Annotated in this window: 17 protein-coding genes; 10 read left to right on the forward strand and 7 right to left on the reverse strand. The window is 56.3% G+C overall.

Features of this window, described 5'->3' with window-relative positions; all coding sequences use genetic code 11:
- Window positions 1-19: 19 nt before the first annotated feature.
- The 3 genes from DXXMK7_RS20350 to DXXMK7_RS20360 all read left to right on the forward strand — a co-directional run bounded on the left by DXXMK7_RS20350 (window position 20) and on the right by DXXMK7_RS20360 (window position 3475).
- Window positions 20-841, forward strand: coding sequence for a M55 family metallopeptidase (locus DXXMK7_RS20350; protein WP_038920577.1), 822 nt, complete (start codon window positions 20-22; stop codon window positions 839-841).
- A 27-nt stretch (window positions 842-868) separates the two neighbouring features.
- Window positions 869-1828: an isoaspartyl peptidase/L-asparaginase family protein gene (locus tag DXXMK7_RS20355; RefSeq protein WP_038920578.1), complete on the forward strand. Its 960-nt coding sequence runs from the start codon at window positions 869-871 to the stop codon at window positions 1826-1828.
- A 321-nt stretch (window positions 1829-2149) separates the two neighbouring features.
- Window positions 2150-3475 carry a sulfotransferase family 2 domain-containing protein gene (locus DXXMK7_RS20360; protein ID WP_038920579.1) on the forward strand — a complete coding sequence of 442 codons (1326 nt, stop codon included), beginning with the start codon at window positions 2150-2152 and terminating at the stop codon, window positions 3473-3475.
- 617 nt (window positions 3476-4092) lie between these two features.
- Here DXXMK7_RS20360 and DXXMK7_RS20365 read toward each other — a convergent pair.
- The 6 genes from DXXMK7_RS20365 to DXXMK7_RS20390 are packed head-to-tail and all read right to left on the reverse strand — an operon-like array spanning window position 4093 to window position 10705.
- A complete protein-coding gene (locus DXXMK7_RS20365) occupies window positions 4093-5604 on the reverse strand; it encodes a serine hydrolase (protein ID WP_038920580.1) in 1512 nt (503 codons plus the stop codon).
- Complete coding sequence (locus DXXMK7_RS20370; RefSeq protein ID WP_038920581.1) at window positions 5601-6341, reverse strand: ABC transporter ATP-binding protein; 741 nt, start codon at window positions 6339-6341, stop codon at window positions 5601-5603. The genes DXXMK7_RS20365 and DXXMK7_RS20370 overlap by 4 nt, the downstream gene beginning before the upstream one ends.
- Window positions 6342-6369: 28 nt before the next feature.
- On the reverse strand, window positions 6370-7200 hold the full coding sequence (locus DXXMK7_RS20375; RefSeq protein ID WP_038920582.1) for an ABC transporter ATP-binding protein: 831 nt from the start codon (window positions 7198-7200) through the stop codon (window positions 6370-6372).
- On the reverse strand, window positions 7201-8103 hold the full coding sequence (locus DXXMK7_RS20380) for an ABC transporter permease (protein WP_038663569.1): 903 nt from the start codon (window positions 8101-8103) through the stop codon (window positions 7201-7203).
- Window positions 8100-9110 carry an ABC transporter permease gene (locus DXXMK7_RS20385; protein WP_038920583.1) on the reverse strand — a complete coding sequence of 337 codons (1011 nt, stop codon included), beginning with the start codon at window positions 9108-9110 and terminating at the stop codon, window positions 8100-8102. Before DXXMK7_RS20385 ends, DXXMK7_RS20380 begins: the two co-directional genes overlap by 4 nt.
- Window positions 9110-10705 carry an ABC transporter substrate-binding protein gene (locus tag DXXMK7_RS20390; RefSeq protein WP_038920584.1) on the reverse strand — a complete coding sequence of 532 codons (1596 nt, stop codon included), beginning with the start codon at window positions 10703-10705 and terminating at the stop codon, window positions 9110-9112. The genes DXXMK7_RS20385 and DXXMK7_RS20390 overlap by 1 nt, the downstream gene beginning before the upstream one ends.
- Before the next feature lie 202 nt (window positions 10706-10907).
- Here DXXMK7_RS20390 and DXXMK7_RS20395 point away from each other — a divergent pair, with 202 nt between their 5' ends.
- The 4 genes from DXXMK7_RS20395 (at window position 10908) to DXXMK7_RS20410 (ending at window position 14514) form a co-directional block, all read left to right on the forward strand.
- Window positions 10908-11984 carry a dipeptidase gene (locus DXXMK7_RS20395; protein WP_038920585.1) on the forward strand — a complete coding sequence of 359 codons (1077 nt, stop codon included), beginning with the start codon at window positions 10908-10910 and terminating at the stop codon, window positions 11982-11984.
- Window positions 11985-12112: 128 nt separating this feature from the next.
- Window positions 12113-13021, forward strand: a complete 909-nt coding sequence (locus DXXMK7_RS20400) for a LysR family transcriptional regulator (protein ID WP_038920586.1) — start codon at window positions 12113-12115, stop codon at window positions 13019-13021.
- Window positions 13022-13150: 129 nt separating this feature from the next.
- Entirely contained in the window at window positions 13151-14014 is an 864-nt protein-coding gene (locus DXXMK7_RS20405; protein WP_038920587.1) for a YicC/YloC family endoribonuclease, read from the forward strand.
- A 167-nt stretch (window positions 14015-14181) separates the two neighbouring features.
- On the forward strand, window positions 14182-14514 hold the full coding sequence (locus tag DXXMK7_RS20410; RefSeq protein WP_038920588.1) for a helix-turn-helix domain-containing protein: 333 nt from the start codon (window positions 14182-14184) through the stop codon (window positions 14512-14514).
- A gap of 7 nt (window positions 14515-14521) precedes the next feature.
- Here the strand turns inward: DXXMK7_RS20410 and DXXMK7_RS22180 are convergent, their stop codons facing one another.
- A complete protein-coding gene (locus tag DXXMK7_RS22180) occupies window positions 14522-14779 on the reverse strand; it encodes a helix-turn-helix transcriptional regulator (protein ID WP_071604581.1) in 258 nt (85 codons plus the stop codon).
- A gap of 97 nt (window positions 14780-14876) precedes the next feature.
- On the opposite strand from DXXMK7_RS22180, the gene DXXMK7_RS20415 reads away from it, so the two are divergent.
- The 3 genes from DXXMK7_RS20415 (at window position 14877) to DXXMK7_RS20425 (ending at window position 18436) form a co-directional block, all read left to right on the forward strand.
- Entirely contained in the window at window positions 14877-15197 is a 321-nt protein-coding gene (locus DXXMK7_RS20415) for a helix-turn-helix domain-containing protein (protein WP_038920589.1), read from the forward strand.
- A 101-nt stretch (window positions 15198-15298) separates the two neighbouring features.
- Window positions 15299-17713 carry a glycoside hydrolase family 19 protein gene (locus DXXMK7_RS22870; protein WP_049842696.1) on the forward strand — a complete coding sequence of 805 codons (2415 nt, stop codon included), beginning with the start codon at window positions 15299-15301 and terminating at the stop codon, window positions 17711-17713.
- Complete coding sequence (locus DXXMK7_RS20425) at window positions 17714-18436, forward strand: hypothetical protein (RefSeq protein ID WP_049842697.1); 723 nt, start codon at window positions 17714-17716, stop codon at window positions 18434-18436.
- The last annotated feature ends 126 nt before the right edge of the window (window positions 18437-18562 follow it).

Raw genomic sequence — 18562 nt, forward strand, 5'->3', positions numbered from 1 at the left:
AGGCGCTAAGGACGCTGACATGAAAGTATTTATTTCTGCGGATATCGAAGGCATCGCGGGCGTGATGCGCCCGGAACAGTGCAGCCCCGGCACACCGGAATACCAGTTAGCCCGCGGGCTGATGGAGCAGGAGGTGAACGCCGCCATTGAAGGCGCCTTCGCCGGCGGCGCCAGCGAAGTGGTCGTCGCCGACAGCCACGCCGCCATGACCAACCTACGCGCCGAGAATATCGACCCGCGCGCCCGGCTGGTGCAGGGCAAACCGCGCGGTTTGTCGATGGTGGAAGGCTTACAACAGCAACAGTTCGATGGCCTGATGTTCATCGGCTACCACAGCGCCGCCGGAGAACACGGCGTGCTGGCGCACACCATCAACGGCCGGGCGTTTTATCGGGTGCGCATCAACGGCGAAGTGATGGGCGAAAGCGATATCTACGCCGCCGCCGGCGCGGAACTGAACACCCCGCTGTGGCTGGTGAGCGGCGACGATACGCTGCAAACATGGATCAATCGTTACTACCCGGCGGCGGACTACGCCTGCGTCAAGCGCGCCATTTCCCAGACCGCAGCGGAGTCGCTGAGTCCGGAAGCGGCGCGCAACGCCATCCGGCTGGCGGCGACCCAAGCGGTGCAAAAGGCGCATAAAGAGACAACCACCCGCCTGCAGCCGCCGTATGCACTGGAGCTGATGGTCGCCAAACCGGTGCTGGCAGACCTGTTCTGCCTGATTCCAGGCGTCGTCCGCAAAGACGCGATCACCGTCGGCTATCAATCCCCGACCATCGCGCCGATCGTCAGCCTGCTGGGAGCATTTTCCTATCTGGCAACCACGCAAAACTAAGCGCTCAGTGCATTAAAGGAAGAAAAGATGAAACCGGTCATTGTGATTCATGGCGGCGCAGGCGCGTTAAGCCGCACGGCGATGGACAGCGAGAAAGAACAGCGCTATCGCGCCGCGTTGCAGGCGATTGTGAACCGTGGGCAGGAAATTCTGGCCGCCAACGGCAGCGCGCTGGATGCGGTCACCGAAGCGGTGCGTATGCTGGAAGAGTGCCCGCTGTTCAATGCGGGTAAAGGGGCGGTGTTTACCCACCTCGGCACCCACGAACTGGACGCCAGCATCATGGACGGCCGTTCGCTGGAAGCAGGCGCCATCGCCGGTGTTAACCATATCCGCAACCCGATTCTGGCGGCCCGCGCGGTGCTGGAGCGCAGTCCGCATGTGATGTTCACCGCCGACGGCGCCGAAACCTTCGCCCGCGAGCAGGGGCTGGAAATGGTCGAACCGGACTTTTTCTCCACCGACGAGCGTTACCAGCAGTTGCTGAAAGCGCAGGCGGGCGACGGCAAGATCCTGCTGGATCACGACGGCGAACGTCAGGCGCAGGGCGCCGATCCGCTCGATCCGGATCGCAAATTCGGCACCGTTGGCGCGGTAGCGCTGGACGCAGCCGGTAACCTGGCGGCAGCGACCTCCACCGGCGGCATGACCAACAAACGCGCCGGGCGTGTCGGCGACTCGCCGATCGTCGGCGCAGGCTGTTACGCCAACAACCGCACCGTCGCCGTCTCCTGCACCGGCACCGGCGAAGTATTCATGCGCACCGTCGCCGCTTACGACGTCTCGGCGTTGATGGAATACGGCAACCTGCCGCTGTCGCAGGCCGCCGACAAAGTCGTTATGGAAAAAGTGCTGGCGCTGGGCGGTAGCGGCGGGCTAATCGCCGTCGACCATCAGGGCAACATCGCGCTGCCGTTCAACAGCGAAGGCATGTACCGCGGTTACGGTTACGTCGGCGAAGACGCGGTAGTGGGGATTTATCGGTAACAACAATCCCCGCCGTGTCGGCATGTTAGTCAGGCTATATCCCACACCATTTATTCACTGGCGGATATCTGCCAAAGTGGCGAATCTGGACCTTGTACCAGACTCGCCATTTTTACCCGTCAGTACCTCAATTTTCTGTCAGTCACCAGCCACTCACGTTTTGTAATAACGATAACCCACTGGGCAGTGGATGATCGCGGATACCAGCTCGCCACCAGTGGTTAAAGCCACAATAAGTAACATGTTATCACTATAATGATACAAATAATTATCATAAAATTTATTTTATATAACGTTAATTACGGGAAGTAAGGATAGGGCATGCCTCGTATTGTTTTTCATCATATTGATAAGTGTGCAGGCACATCGTTACTCAAGTATTTGCAAAACTTTTTTCCGTCCGATGAGTGTATTTATTTAGAAGAACACACCGATTGGATAAACGCCGGTGACATTGAGCTGGACCCGAACCGGTTGGCGCGCGCGCGTTTTATTCATGATCCGTTCGGCGGCAGGACTTGGCCGGATCACATATCGAATGCGGCAACGCTGTGCTTTTTACGAGACCCGCTGGACAGGCTGGTATCTAACTGGTGGATGGTGCATCGTTGGACTGACGAAGAAGCAGCGGCTTTCCCTGATGGTGAACTGATCCGTGATTTGGCCCGCAATAATCCGGCATTATTCTTTTCCTCCAACCATCCACAGTGCCAATACCTTAACTGGAACCGAATCAGTCGCCATCTGGCATGCGCGCCCCATGAGTACCGGGAAGTCTGGCGAGCGGGTTCTCTCGATAGTAAGGATTTTCGGGCGTTCGTCCGGCAGCGGGCAGAGAAAACGCTGCGCTCGCTTTCCTTTATTGGCTTCAAAGAGGACTTTGGGCGCTCGCTCTCCGCGCTGCAATTATGGCTGGCGCTCCCTCTCGATCGGCCGCAGCCGCTCAATATACACGCCAGTGACCAGCAAAAGCCGAACTTAAGCGAAGAGGCGATAGCAGCTGCCAATCGGATGATTGATATTGATCAGGAAATCGTTGCTATTGCCCGCGAACTTTACGACGAGCAAATGGCGCGTTTCCAGGCGACCTATGGCGTGGATTTTGCGAGCGCCGTTGAGGATAACTACCGCAAAGCCTTGATTCGCCCGGCTGGCTGGACTGTGGTGGACATGTCGCAACCATTGAATGGCACAGGGTGGCATTGCCGTGAGCAGAATGACCGCAAATTCAGCCGCTGGATTGGCCCGACGCCGGCTGCGACAATCGATATTCCATTCCGCAAGGACCGGGATATTCTGGTGCGATTTAGGGTCACGAACATACTGTCTACACGCCAGGTCGACGAACTTACATTGAAGGTCGATGACTATGCCGCGCCCCTGCATCGGTGGTCAGAAAGTACGTTCGTTGTGGTTTTTGATGCGCTTATACCGCAGCAAGAACTAAACCAAGCTAACGACATTCTGCGGCTGACGATTGACTGCGCCGAAACAATTACCATGGACACGTCAAGCGATGGTCGTCAGCTCGGCCTTGAGATCTGTGAGATTGAAGTCGGTCCATCGGATGCCTTCATACTCCAGTCACCGGGTACGCCTGCTAACGCGCGCGGTCTGCGGGGAATATCAACCAGCAGAAACGATTGATGCAATAACGCCTTCACACCAACGTAAACCCCAACATCCATGCTGTCGGCCCTTCCACCCTATGGAAGGCCACAGCATGGCTGCCGCTTCAACAAGCGGATTGCCTGCCGTTATTTGACCCATTCTTTTTGAATAGCCTGAATATGCTAATTAAAAGCAGGCAATCAGTCGTTTGATTATCAAGTTAGAAACTGCCGATCGTTCGCCTCTCATTTTTTCGAGGCTAATATATGTAATGAGAATCAATATTTATTGTTGGCGGCGATTATTGTTAGTAGCTGTGGCCATCGTTGTCACCTTAATTTCTGCGGGAACATATCGATTTATTGAGGTGCCGGGAAATATGCTCGGAAAAAAATTACTCAGAACCGATACTTTAACTAGTTCGGGTTCAGAAAAGGGAAAGCGACAGCCGGGTAAATCGGCCTGAAACAGATTTGAACGCGGCTTTTGCAATCAGCTGATATCGTTTTTGATGAAGTGATCATCATCATGGCGGAGGGGAGAGCTCTCCCCCTCCGCCATTGGGCAGTAGGTTAATCATCGTCTTTGCTGATTAGGGGGTTGGTCGCAGAAAAAAAGCCAGACCACGGCTAAATAGCCATCAAAAAACCGCGTCACCCGCGCTGATACCGCACCACCCGGCTGCGATTAAGCAATAAAGTCAGATAGCCGTCTTGTACCAGCAGCGAGAAGCGTTTTTCCCACGGGCCGTCCTGTACCGTGGCGAGCGCGCGGCCGTTGCCGAGCGATTGCAGAGAGCCGGCGATCGCCGCCGGGCCGAGTCCCATCACGATACTATCGCCGTCAATCACCAGTTCGCTGCGCGTGTCCGGCCAGTACCAGCGGCCTTGCAGTTGCGCCATGCTGTTGTCGGCCTCCACCGGCAGAAAGCGGCACGGCGCGTGACCGATTTCCCCTTCGATCGCCATGCCGTGCTGCCGCAGTTTCATCGGCAGATGGCTGGACAGCGACACCGTCACACCCGGCGTCTCACTGCGATACAGCGTTTCGGTCGCGCCCAGCCAGCAGGCGCCCGGGCCTTTCACCTCCAGCCAGTGGCCACCCTGCTCCGCCGCGTACAGCCCCGGCGTCAGGTCATGCCCGCGCGCCGGCAGCGGCTGGTCCAGCAAGGCGGACATCACCCGCAGCACGCTGTCGTAGGTGGCGACATCTTCCCGGTTGGCGACCAGCGCCACCCCGACCTGCAATACCGGGTCGAGCAGGAAGTAACTCTTATAACCCGCGTGAGAGCCGCCATGCCCCACCAGCAACGCATCGCCGATGCGACTGTGCGCCACGCCCAGCCCGTAACCGGTGACGCGGCCGTCGCTCAGGCAACGCGGCTGAGACAGGCGCGCCAGCACGCCTTCGCCCGGCCCCTGATTCATCAGCAGCGACTGCAGCCAGACCGTTAAATCGCGCACATTGCCGGTAACGCAACCGGACGTGGACAGGTGCAGCCCGGCGCAGGACAACTGCCAGCCCTGCGGCGATGGCCAGTAGCCCGGCACCAGTCCGGGCACGATATCAAACCAGGTTTCCGGCGCGCTGAGCGCAATCCCCAGCGGCTGGTTGATGTGCTGGCGCAGCAGGTCGGCGAAATAGATGCCTTTGGCTTTCAGCGCTTCCTCCACCAGCCGGTAGCCGGTGTTGGTGTAGGAGATCTCGCTGCCTGCCGGGTAATTCAGACGGCCATTGTCCGCCAGAAACGCCAGCAGACTGTCGGCCGAGGTGGCGTTGTACACCGACAACCCCAGCAGCGACAGGCTTTCACGCACATCCGGCAGGCCGGAGGTCATGTCCAGCGCCTGCCCGACCGTCACCTTGCCATTCTCGCCGGTCAGTTGCGGCAGATGCCGGCTGAGCGGGTCGGTCAGCGCAAGCTGCGAGCTGGCGGCCCCTGTCACCAGCGAGGCGAACAGATGCTTGGTGACCGAGGCGAAACGCACCACGCTCTGGGTGGTGAATGGCGTTTGCTGCGCCAGATCCGCCAGCCCGCCACAGCAGGCGGCGCGAATCTGCTCGCCGTCGAACAGCGTGATGGCGCCGCCCGGCTGGCCGGGCTGATTCCAGGACTGGGTGATTGCGTGCGCCTCATCGACGGCACGCTGCCAGTGTAATCTCATGCCGGTTCCTCCAGCGTCATGCTTAAATCATACAGCTCCGCCGTGTGCGGATGATGCAGGTTGCGCGAGCGCAAATGCTCCACGCTGAGCTGTTCCACCATCTCGCCATGCTGCATCACGCCGACGCGCTGACACAGATGGGACACCACCGCCAGATTATGGCTGACCATGATGTAGGTGAGCCTACGCTCCTGACGCAGGTCTGTCAGCAGATTGAGGATTTCCGCCTGCACCGACACATCCAGCGCCGAGGTCGGTTCATCCAGCAGCAGCACTTCCGGCTCGGCGATCAGCGCGCGGGCAATCGCCACCCGCTGTCGCTGGCCGCCGGAGAGCTGGTGGGGAAAGCGAAAGCGCGCCGCGGCGGGCAGGCCCACCTCTTCCAGCGCCCGGGTAATACGCTGCTCGGCGCGATCGAAGCGGTGCACCAGCAGCGGCTCATGCAAAATGCGATCGATGGTCTGGCGCGGATGCAACGATCCGTACGGATCCTGAAACACCATCTGCACCTGACGGAAAAAGCTGCGATCCCGCCGCGCCGACTGCGCCATGCCGCCAAACTCGATGCGCCCGCGCCACTGGGTATTTAACCCGGCCAGCGCGCGCAAAATGGTGGACTTGCCGGAGCCGCTTTCGCCGACCATACCGAAGCTGTCGCCGCTTTCCAGCGCGAAGGACACCCCTTTCACTACCTCGACGCCGCCGAAGGCGATGCGCAGGTTTTCTACTTTAATCATGCGTTACACCCGTCATGCACTCCACCCATCATGCGTTTCTCCAGGCCGGGTCACGCTGCAACACCGGCAGTCGATCGCGCGGATGTTTCAGCGACGGCAGGCAGGCCAGCAGCCCCTGGGTATACGGATGCTGCGCCTGCAACAGTTCGCTGGCCTGCAGCATCTCGACGATCCGCCCGGCGTACATCACCGCCACCCGATCGCAGAAATGCGACACCAGCGGCAGATCGTGACTGATCAGGATCAATCCCATGCCGCGCTGCGACACCAGATCGTCGATCAGACACAGGATCTCCGCCTGCACCGTGGCGTCCAGCGCCGAGGTCGGTTCATCGGCGATCAGCAGTTCCGGGTCGGGCGCCAGCATCATGGCGATCATCACCCTCTGCCCCATGCCGCCCGACACTTCGTGCGGGTAACACGTCGCCACCCGCTGCGGATCGCGGATGCGCACCTGATTCAGCAGGTCAATGGCGGCGTCCATCGCCGCGCGGCGGCTGCCGCCTTTGTGCTCGCGCCAGGCTTCCGCCACCTGCTGGCCGATGGTCATCACCGGATTCAGCGAGTACTTCGGGTCTTGCAGGATAAAGCCGACCCGCTTGCCGCGAATCTGGCGTAACGTTTTCTCGCTGGCGCCGCGCAGGTCGATGCCGTCAAAACTCAGTTTGTCGGCCTGAATGCGGGCGCTGCCCGGCAGTAACTGCATCAGGCTGCGTGCGGTCAGCGACTTGCCGGAGCCGCTTTCGCCGACGATGGCGAACTTCTCCTTGCCGACGCTGAAGCTGACGCCGCGCACCGCCTCAAAAGTTTCCGTCCGGTTGGCGAACGCGATACGGAGGTTCTCAATTTCCACCAGCATTTAGCGCTCCTTCGGGTCCAGCAGATCGCGCAGGCCGTCGCCGAGAAAGTTGAAGGCCAGCGAGGTGAGGAAAATGGCGATACAGGGCACCAGCGGCACCCACCAGGCGTTGAACAGGAAACGGCGCGCGGTGGCGATCATGGTGCCCCATTCCGGCGACGGCGGCTGCGCGCCCATGCCGAGGAAACCCAGGCTGGCGGCGGTGATGATGATGGAGCTCATGTCCAGCGTCACCCGCACAATCAGGCTCGGCACGCACAGCGGCATGATGTGGCGCAGAATAATGCGCAGCGGCGCGGCGCCGGTCAGGCGGCAGGCGGCGATAAAATCGGTGTGGCGAAACTGCAGCGTCTCCGCCCGCGCCAGCCGCGCATACGGCGGCCAGGCGGTGAGCGCGATCGCCAGAATGGCGCTTTCCACCCCCGGTTTCAGCGCCGCCACAAACGCCAGCGCCAGCACCAGCCGCGGAAACGCCAGAAAGATATCGGTCAGCCGCATCAGGATTTTATCAAGTAACCCACCGGCGTAACCGGCGATACAGCCGACCAGCAGACCGATCGGCGCGGTCAGCGCCACCACCGCGATCACCATGCCCAGCGTGGTGCGACCGCCATATAAAATACGGCTGAATACATCGCGCCCCAGTTCATCAGTACCCAGCCAATGCGCAGCGGACGGCGCCGCCAGCCGGTTGGACAAGTTCTGAAAACCGGGGTCGTACGGCGTCAGCCAGGGCGCGGCCAGCGACAACAGCATGACTGCGGCGATGATGATCAACCCCAGCATCGCCATCGGATTGGTGCGAAACCCCAGCCACAGGCGGTAACGCTGCCCCCACACCGCCTGACGGCGTGTGCTGGGCGTTTCGTCGAGCAACCAGGCTCGTGAGACAAGAAAACTCATGTTACGCGGGGATCCAAAAGTCGATAGAGAATGTCAGCCAGCAGGTTCAGCAGCACGTAGGTCGCGCCCACCAGCAATGTGGCGCCCACCACCGGGTTCATGTCCGCATTGAGCAGCGCGGTAGTGAGGTACTGGCCCAGTCCCGGCCAGGAGAAGACGTTTTCCGTCACCACCGCGCCTTCCAGCAGCCCGGCGTAGGTCAGCGCCAGCACCGTCACCAGTTGCACCGCCACCGTGGGGAAAGCATGCCGCCAGACGACCCGACGGGACGACAGCCCTTTGGCGCGGGCGGTGATCACGAACTCGCCGCCGAGCGCATTGAGCATGAAAGTACGGGTCATGCGGGTGATGTAGGCCATACTGAAATACGCCAGAATCAGCACCGGCTGCACCATGTGCGCCAGCGCATCGCGCAACGCGTCATAGTCGCCCGCCAGCAGCGAGTCCACCGTCAGCAGCCCGGTGACGTGCGGCACCATGTCCTGAAAGATGATGTCCTGCCGCCCCGGCCCCGGCGCAATGCCCAGCACCGCGTAGAAAATCAGCAGGCTCAGCAGCGCCAGCACAAACACCGGCAGCGAATGCCCGGCCAGACAGACGACGCGGATGGTTTGATCCACCCAGCGTCCTTGTCGCACCGCCGCCCACACCCCGAGCGGAATGCCGACCAACGCCGCGACGATGATCGCGGCGGTCGCCAGTTCCAGCGTGGCGGGGAAGTAGCGGGCGATATCGGTGGTCACCGGATTAGAGGTCAGCACCGAGCGACCCAGATCGCCGTGCAGCAGTTGGTTCAGGTAGTGGCCGTACTGCATCCACAGGGGCTGATCCAGCCCCATTTCCTGACGTACCCGCTCCACCACCGCCTGGGGCGCATTGTCCCCGACGGCGGCGAGCACCGGGTCGGTCGGCATGATACGACCGATGAAGAAGGTCAGCACCGATAACCCCAGCAGGGTCAGCAACAGGCTGCCGAGCGTACTGCAAAAACGGATCAGTATCTGCATCAGGCTTTCTTCACCTGCTGGTAAGGCACTTTGCTCAATACCGTCATGGTGACGCCGCTGAGGTTCTTACGGCAGGCCAGCGTTTTCTCATCCTGCATCATCAGCGTGAACGGGCTCAGTTCGCGGTGGTTGCGTTGCAGGGTTTCGTACAGCGCGATGCGTTTGGCCGGGTCCTGCTCATGCAGCGCCTGTTCGGTCAACTGGTTGAATTTTTCATCCGACCAGCCGCAACGCCAGGCCAGCGTGCGATTGCGGGCGCCGTCGCTGTTGTCGGTATTGACGCAGAAGGCTTCGGCGTTGGAGTTCGGGTCGAAATAGTCCGCGCCCCACACCGTCAGCGCCAGTTGCTGCTGGCGGGCGCGCATTTTAGTGAGTACCTGACGGTTTTCCGCCGCAATCAGCTTCACCTTGATGCCGATAGCGCCAAGCTGGGTCTGGATCGCCTGCGCAATATCCGGATGCGGCTGGGCGGAGTAGTGATCCATCGTAATCTCAAAGCCGTCCGGATAACCGGCGTCTTTCAGCAACGCTTTGGCTTTGGCGACATCCAGATGGAACGGGGTGTCGTCCAGCGCCGCCGGAAAACCGCCCGGCAGGAAGCTCTGATGCACCTTGTGCGTCAGCGGCAGAATGTTTTTCTGGATGCTGTCGTAGTCCAGCGCCCACTTGATGGCCTGCCACACCTGCGGTTTTTTCAGGAATTCGTTGGCGGTGTTACAGGACAGCAGCATCACGCTGGCGATGCTCTGACGCACCAGATGGTAGTTACTGTCGTTCACCAGCGGGCGAATCTGCTCGGTGGTCAGGTTGCGGGCGATATCCACGTCCCCTTTCTGCAGCATCAGCAACTGGGCGGACGGGTCGACGATGTGCTTGAGCAGGACGCGCTTAAAGGCGTTGTCGGTCGGGAAGTGATCGTTCTTCTGCAGGATGATGCTTTCGCTGGCTTTCCAGCTCACCAGCGAGAACGGGCCGGAGCCGGCGCTGTTCTGTTTCAGCCATTGGTTGCCCAGATCGTTGTTCTGCTGATTAGCCAGCGCCGCCTTTTTCTGCACGATGCTGCCCACCGGCGCAGACAGGCAGTACAGCAGGAAGGTTTCCGCCGCCGGCTTATCCAGGCTTATCACCAGCGTTTTTTCATCCAGCGCGGTGATGCGCTGCTCCACGTTGTCTTTGGTAAAACCGAACTGGTTGATGATGAACGCCGGGCTCTTGTCCAACTTGACCGCGCGCTGCAACGAGAAGGCGGCATCGTCGGCGGTAACCGGCGAACCGTCGGCGAATTTGGCTTTCGGATTGAGGTGGAAGGTGAAGGTTTTGCTGTCGTTGCCAACCTCCCAACTGACGGCCAGATCGCCAATCACCTCTTGCGGGTTGGCCGGGTTTGGCATCACCAGACGCTGGTACAGGTTGCCGATGATTTCGGTCCCTACCGCCTCAAACCCTTCCTGCGGGTCGAGACTGGTCATGTTATCGAGCTGCATCGCCATCACCAGCATGGACGGCGGCGTATCGGCAAACGCGGTGTTCAGATTGAGCCAGGACAGGAAAGGCACGGTAGCGCAACCGGCAAGAAAACGTCTTCTGGTGACCATTAATCCCCCAAGTGTCTGATTTTAAAATAAAATAAAATATATTTTTTCTGTCTGCGGCTTGACAGATATCACAGGCGCTGGCTTAAATGGTGCTGCGGCGAACAAAATTTCTCCGCCTGAATGAACCGCACCAGCATGGTGCAGAGCAGGTTCCATTTCAGAAAATCATTTTTCTTTCAATCCAGTATCGGTACTTTCTTCCATGTCAGATTCGCCCATGTCAGACAAGCCGCTTGTACATACTCTCCCTGTCTTCGATGGCCACAACGACGTGCTGTCACGCCTGTGGCGACTTCATCGCGATAATCCGACCGATGCCTTTCTGAACGGGCCGTCGCAGGGTCATATTGACCTGCCCCGGATCCGGCAGGGCGGATTCGCCGGCGGCCTGTTCGCCACCTACGTTCCCTCGAACCAGAGTGATGCAACATCCATACCAGATGGCAACGTTTTATTAACCACCCCGTCCATGGCGCAGGCGCGCGACGTCAGCTTCTGGATGCTCGCCACCCTGCTGCGCCTTGAAGCGGCATCCGCCGGGCAACTGCGGGTGTGCCGCAGTGCGGCCGATATCCGCCGCTGCATGGCGGACGGCGTAGTGGCGGCGGTAATGCACATCGAAGGCGCCGAGATGCTGGATGCCGACCTGGAGCTGCTGGATATTCTCTACGCCGCCGGGCTTCGCAGCCTGGGGCCGCTGTGGAGCCGGCCGAATATCTTCGGACAAGGCGTGCCGTTCCGTTTCCCTTCCTCGCCCGACACCGGCGATGGCCTGACCGACGCCGGGCTGCGGCTGGTGCGCGCCTGCAACGCCAAACGCATTCTGGTGGACCTCTCCCACATGGATGAAAAAGGCTTCTGGCAGACGGCGGCGGTTTCCGACGCGCCGCTGGTAGCCAGCCACTCCAACGCCCACGCGCTGTGCGCCCAGTCGCGCAACCTCACCGACCGCCAGCTGGCGGCTATCCGCGAGCGCGACGGCTTTGTCGGCGTCAATTTCGGTACCTCCTTCCTGCGTGCCGACGGCCAGAAAGACCCGTCCGCCACGGTGCAGGAGATCGTGCGTCATGTGGAGTATCTGCTGGAAAAACTGGGCGAAAATGGCGTCGGCTTCGGTTCCGATCTGGACGGCACCACCATCCCGGGCGACCTGAAGGATGTGGCGGGTTTCCCCATTTTGGTGCAGGCGCTGGCCGATCGCGGCTACTCACGCACTCTGTTGGAGAAAATCTGTTACGGCAACTGGCTGCGGGTGCTGGAAGCCACCTGGGGCGAATAGCCAGCGGACGCGGCCTGCCGCCATCCGGCCGCGTTTTTCAATAACATGGCGTGGATCTTGCTTGTTTATGCGTTGGATCGTGCTCCATCGGGCCGGTCGGGCACACATCACACAACAGGACTCAGGTTATGCGTTTACGCCACATCGAAGTCTTTCAGGCGATCGTTCAGGCCGGCACCATCAGCGGCGCGGCGCGGTTACTCAACGTTTCCCAGCCCAACGTCAGCCGGGTGCTGAATCACGCCGAACAGCAACTGGGTTTCGCGCTGTTCGAACGCCGTTCGCAAGGATTGGTGCCTACGGTGGAAGGGCAACGGCTGATGCCGGAAATCGAACAGCTTTACAGCCAATTACAGAGTATTTCCCGCCTGACCGAACAGATCCGCAAAGGCCAGCGCGAGGCGGTGCGGCTCGGTGCGGCGCACGCCTTTGGCCAGATGATTGTCGCCCCGGCGATGGTGGAGTTTCAGCAGCAGGCGCCGCTGGTGAATATGGAGCTGGTCACCGAGCATTTCAGCACCCTGTGTCAGAATATTCAGCAGCATCAGCTCGACCTGGCGCTGGTGTTCGGCCAACAGGTGCCGCCGGATTTGCTGGCCGAGCCGCTGTGCCAGTCGCGGATGGTGGCGATTCTGCCGAAAGACAGCCCGCAACAGGGGCCGGTGTCGCTGGAATGGCTGTGCCACAACAACCTGCTGATGATGCAGCAGCAGGACCCGCTGGGCCAGGTGGTGCACCGCGCGCTGCGCGATCGTCGCCTCAAACCGGCGGCTTCGCTGTACATCAAGACCTACTCGGTGATCGCCGATATGGTGCTGGCGGGCGGCGGCACCGGCATCGTCGACCTGTTCACCGCGCGCCGTTATGCCGATCAACTCAAAATCGTGCCCATCAGCCAGCCGCTGCCGTTTGAGGTGATGCTGATCAGCCGCCGCGACATCCCGCAATCCCGCGAGATCTTGCAGCTCAAACAGGTGCTGAAAAGCAAGTGCCGCGAACTCGCCAGCCAGTGTCTGCCGCTGCTGGAAGCGGCATAACCGCCGCCGTACGCTTTCGGCCATCGCGTGGTTTGGCCGGAAGCCGTGATTTGTCAGTCCGTTACCGCTGTCGCTTTTAGCCGGTCGCCCGTTATAATTACCCCATCACTTCTTAACAGGTATGCACCGATGATTCGTAGCATGACCGCTTACGCCCGGCGAGAAATCAAGGGTGACTGGGGTAGCGCCGCCTGGGAGCTTCGCTCCGTAAACCAGCGTTATCTGGAAACCTACATCCGTTTACCCGAGCAGTTCCGCAGCTTAGAGCCGGTAATCCGCGAACGCATCCGCAACCGCCTGACCCGCGGCAAAATCGAGTGCGGCCTGCGTTTTGAGCTGGACCCGCGCGCACAAGGGCAACTCATCCTCAACGAGCAACTGGCCAAACAGCTGGTGACGGCGGCGAACTGGGTGAAAATGCAGAGCGACGAAGGCGAGGTCAACCCGCTCGACATCCTGCGCTGGCCGGGGGTGATGTCGGCGCAGGAGCAGGATCTGGACGCCATCAGCGCCGAACTGATGCAGGCGCTGGAAGCCGCGCTGGACGACTTCATCCTCGCCCGCGAAAGCGAAGGCAACGCGCTCAAAGCGCTGATTGAACAGCGGCTGGTGGGCGTCAGCGCCGAAGTCGCCAAGGTTCGCGCCCACATGCCGAACATTCTGCAATGGCAGCGGGAAAAGCTGCAAAGCAAGCTGGATGAAGCGCAGGTGCAGCTCGACGGCAACCGGCTGGAGCAGGAACTGGTGCTGCTGGCGCAGCGCATCGACGTAGCCGAAGAACTCGACCGGCTGGAAGCCCACGTGCGGGAAACCTACAAAATCCTCAACAAGCAGGAAGCCGTCGGCCGCCGTCTGGACTTCATGATGCAGGAATTCAACCGCGAATCGAACACGCTGGGTTCCAAATCCATCAACGCCGACGTCACCGCCTCCGCCATCGAACTGAAAGTGCTGATTGAGCAGATGCGGGAGCAGATTCAGAATATCGAGTGATTTCTGTACTGCGCTACCGACTATTACAACGCCCTGTTTTCAGGGCGTTTTTGCTGCTTACTATACTCCGTTTTCCGCCTGATCGCATCGACGCTAAACAGCAATGTCGACCATAACTACGATAATCGTAGTATCTAAAACTCACCATGACTACGAATATCGTAGCCATGAACACTCGCCAACAACGCCATGATATTTTCAGTCAACGCCTCAAGGATGCTCGCTTACTGCGGGGGCTGTCCCAGAAAGGGCTGGGTATCGCAGCCGGGATTGATGAGTTTGTTGCCAGCGCACGTATTAATCGCTATGAAAAAGGCGTGCATGAAGCGAATATCGTGACGGCCAGCCGTCTGGCGGATGCATTGAATGTCCCTCTGGCCTATTTTTACGCTGACGATGACAATCTGGCAAAAATGATCCTACTGTTCGCCGACTTGCCCAGAGAACAGCAAGCTAGGTTGCTTGCATCGTTAGACAATAACCAACCCGAGACAAAGTAAAACTCGCTTAACGCGACTTCGCTCTTATCCTGATTTTACGATCAATCAATTCACCACTCCGATCGTAATATCGACTCGGCCATATTTCGGCCGGATGAATTCCCAATGCTTCCGCAATCAGCCATTCACCTTTGGGCCAGGGCCTGACCAATGCATTTGCCAATGTTGACGCACTCAAACCGGCAGAACGGGAAAGCGCCGCCATTGAGGTACGCTGCTTGTGTAAAGCGGCGATAATGTCCGCCTGATGCCAATCCTTTTTCATCCAGCCTCCTAACTCGTCACTGTTAAAGGAACATACACAGCAAATACTACGTTATTCGTAGTATCTCACTCAAGCAAAAACTACGATTCTCGTAGTCATGAAATCAAGACCAAACTACCATGACGTTTTCTGTCAACGACTTAAGCAAGCCCGGCTCGCGAAAGGCCTGTCACAAAAAAAACTCGGCATCGCTGCCGGGATCGATGAATTTGTGGCAAGCCCCCGTATTAACCGTTATGAAAAGGGCGTGCACGAAGCCAGCATTGACACTGCTCAACAACTCGCGGACGCGCTCGACGTCCCGCTGGCATTCTTCTACACCGCTGATGATGAACTGGCAGAATTGATGCTGGCGTTTTTGGGGCTGTCACCAGAGAAACGGGCAGAGATTTTGGCGTTAGTGAAAACGGTTGGGTAGTAAATCAGCGCTCAGTTTTTCTACACTGACAGGGATAGAATCACACTTATCACCAGCGATTCAGGAACCCCAGCCCACACCGCAATCATCTGGCATGATGTGTGGATAAGGCGTATGTTACCGTCTGCATTCAGGAAGAAACCGTTTACGATCAGGCCGATCGCACTGACGGTGCAAGGGAGAGCAGGATGGACACGCGTTATCCGATACGGAAAGCGGATGGAAAGGATTACGACAGTCTGGATACGTTACTGAACGTCTTGCGGAATGAACCGGACGGCTGGTGGCTGGCGAGTAGTAACCGACAGTGGCATGGAGGCATCCATATCAGCCGTCGTAGCGCCCCGGAATCAGTGCTGACCTCAACGAACGCCGACAGAGCGGTTCCACTTCAGTGTATCGTCAGCGGGGAAGTGGCGGCATGGCGCATCAACAAAAACTACTGCACCGCGCCGTATGACAAATATCAGCTGCGCTATTCCAGCACGTTTTTGCTGGTGCGTTCGGAACATCAACCGAATCCGGACGACCAGAGCACCTGGCTGACGTTTTACACGCTGTATATGCACCTCGCCCCAGTTTCTGCTTACCCAACGCTGATGAATTGTTATCGTGTCAAACCCAATATAAATAACTTATCGACAAGCGAATACAACGGCCGGGAAATCAGCGGGCAAAAATTGCCTAAAGCGGGAAATATCACACTCAAAGAAAATGATTTACTGGTGGTTTCAAAACAGGAAACATTCAAAATAGGGCACGAAACTACTAACGGTGTTTTCGGGTTGGCCCAACGCCTGAAAGATGGGAGTGTGAGTGAAAAAAAATTCTGGGTTTCCCTGGAGGATCGATTTGTCGAGCCGGTTACCCCTCGCTATCACCGTATGCCGGAATGGATGACTAAAGCTGTTGAGCATGGGGAATATAATGCGGTGGTCATCCCCGGAGAGAAACTGACGATCAACGCCGGAGACGCGATCGGCTTTTTAGCAGAAGATAACTCCCCCGCCAAATCCGGTTCTGGTGGTGTGGATATAGACTTTTATTCGCACATTGAAGTCATCAGTGTCGATAACAATATGCCCGGTTTTCTCTCTAATCCCAAACAGATTAAAACCGGCCGAACCTTTGTGAAGATAAAAGCAGGAAAGCCGTTATATCAGAAATCCGGTGAAGGTGACGAAACAACATTTACGCCAACAAATACGGTGACCAAAAGTACGGATGACGGAAGAATTCTGCCTCGTGATAAAGCCAGCCCGATAGACGCGCAGGGAACAACGTGGTTTCAAATTGCGCCGGATAACTGGGTGAAAGGCCATGATGTGGACGTGTTGAGCCAACATGATTTGTCTGAACTTGGCTTTATTACGCTGGAAGAAGCCTCGACGGAGGATTTCGGTTCTCTGCTAAAAGAGAATTTTCTCAAAGGCATTTTTGACTGGGTATCAAAATCCCTGCGGGGAGATACCGAGTTCGAAGGCCAACAGGGATCCGAGACGTATAAGAAGCTGGTGAAAGTCATAGACCAGAACAATGACGGGAATTTATCACAGTACGAACTGGCTGCATTTGAAAAACGTATCTTCGAAAATTTACATTCCGGAGAAAATAACGTACCAGACCTGGTGCGTCGGCTGATAGTCAAACATGATAGCGAATGGTTTGGCGACAGCAAACATAAACACTGGCAATCTTTCCTTAACAACGACAGTTACCCTGAGATGATGCCGTATCTGAAAAAGTGGCGGGATGATATGGCGTGGATGAGTGAGGTTCCCGAGTTTAAATCGGGCAAACCTGTTTGGCATTTTCATCCTTTATTATTTCCATACTACTTAAATAAATCATCTGATTACGAAATAACAGTTGAGCTGATTGAATTTCTATTAGGTCACACCAGACCTTGGTTTACAGGAAAAAGTGGAAATAAAATTTTTGAAGCAAACTTTAAGATGAAATATTCAAACGTATATCATTATGACAAGCAAGCTTTCGTTAAGTCTCTTAATGCTATCATGAGCGAGTATGGAATTAACAAACCATATTACAAAGCTCATTTTTTATCACAATGTCTTCATGAGTCATCGCATCTTGACACAACACTAGAGTTTGGTTCTGGCAGAAATTACGATCCTGACAGGCACAAAGATGCTGTAAAATATGAGAATATAACTATCGGAGATGGTCAAAAATATAAAGGAAGAGGACTAATACAATTAACCTGGAAGAAAAACTATCGCCTTTTTTCAGAATACTCAGGGATTGATTTTATTTCCAATCCTGAATCAATAGCATCAGACATGGAAAATGCAATTAGGGCATCATGCTGGTTTTGGCGACACAATGGTGGCATCCACGTCAAATATGCTGCGATGGGTGATATAAATGTCCTTATAGACAATGAAAAAAATAATGTAAGACTAATAACACTCGCTGTTAATGGTGGTTACAATGGTCTTGATGAAAGAATAAGCCATTTCGAGAAGATTAAGAAAAAATGGGAGTTAGTGTAAATGAAATATTATCTCAACATTTTCGCATTAAGTTTTTTACTATTTTTTTCAAATTCAACACTTGCAGAAAATGAGCTATGCGATAATAGCTATTGTGAGGGTTTCCCGGTCCCTGACTCTATAAAAAAAATAGCAAAAGATGGCTATGAAAAAATAAAATCAGATATCATATTAGGAAAAAAATACCTAATGATAACGACGGGAAACGACATTAACAAATGTTCTACTCTCTTTCAGATAACAGCAACCGGAATAAAGGAAAAACCTGTTCTTCCAGAAAAGAATCCAATATGTAATTACTCTATCAATAAAAACAATGTGATTAGCTCATGGAAGGATGAAGGAAAATGGAATGAAGACATTTATCAGGTCTCAGATGAAAAATGGACGCTGATGTTTCGTGATGCATGCGTAGGCTGCGGCATAGTTAAACGCACCTATTTTAAAGAAGGTGTAGCTACCGAAACGGCACTCCTAAAAGATGAAAGTATCTATACGAAAAGAGCGCCAATTTTTGGCACCGTATCGGTAGAGAAAACCGTATTGTTAAACTCACCAATAATGACAGACCGGAAAAATTCATACCTGATTGCTGGCGATCATTTTAAGCTGCTAGATATGAGCGATAACGGCGAATTTTATAAAATAAGCTATCAAATGAAATCAGGTAAGATCTTAACAGCATGGATTAACTCTGATGATTTCTCATTAGATGAGAAGTAATCTGATATTATCCATCGACTCAAGCCTGTCTACGATTAAATGTCACTATTTTCTATATAGATGACAATATGATAGTCCCTGATACCACCTGTATCAGGGATTTTATTTAATCAACTATCGACTCCA

Origin of the sequence: Dickeya sp. MK7 (assembly GCF_000406305.1) — a bacterium.
GTDB classification, from domain to species: Bacteria; Pseudomonadota; Gammaproteobacteria; order Enterobacterales; family Enterobacteriaceae; genus Dickeya; species Dickeya fangzhongdai.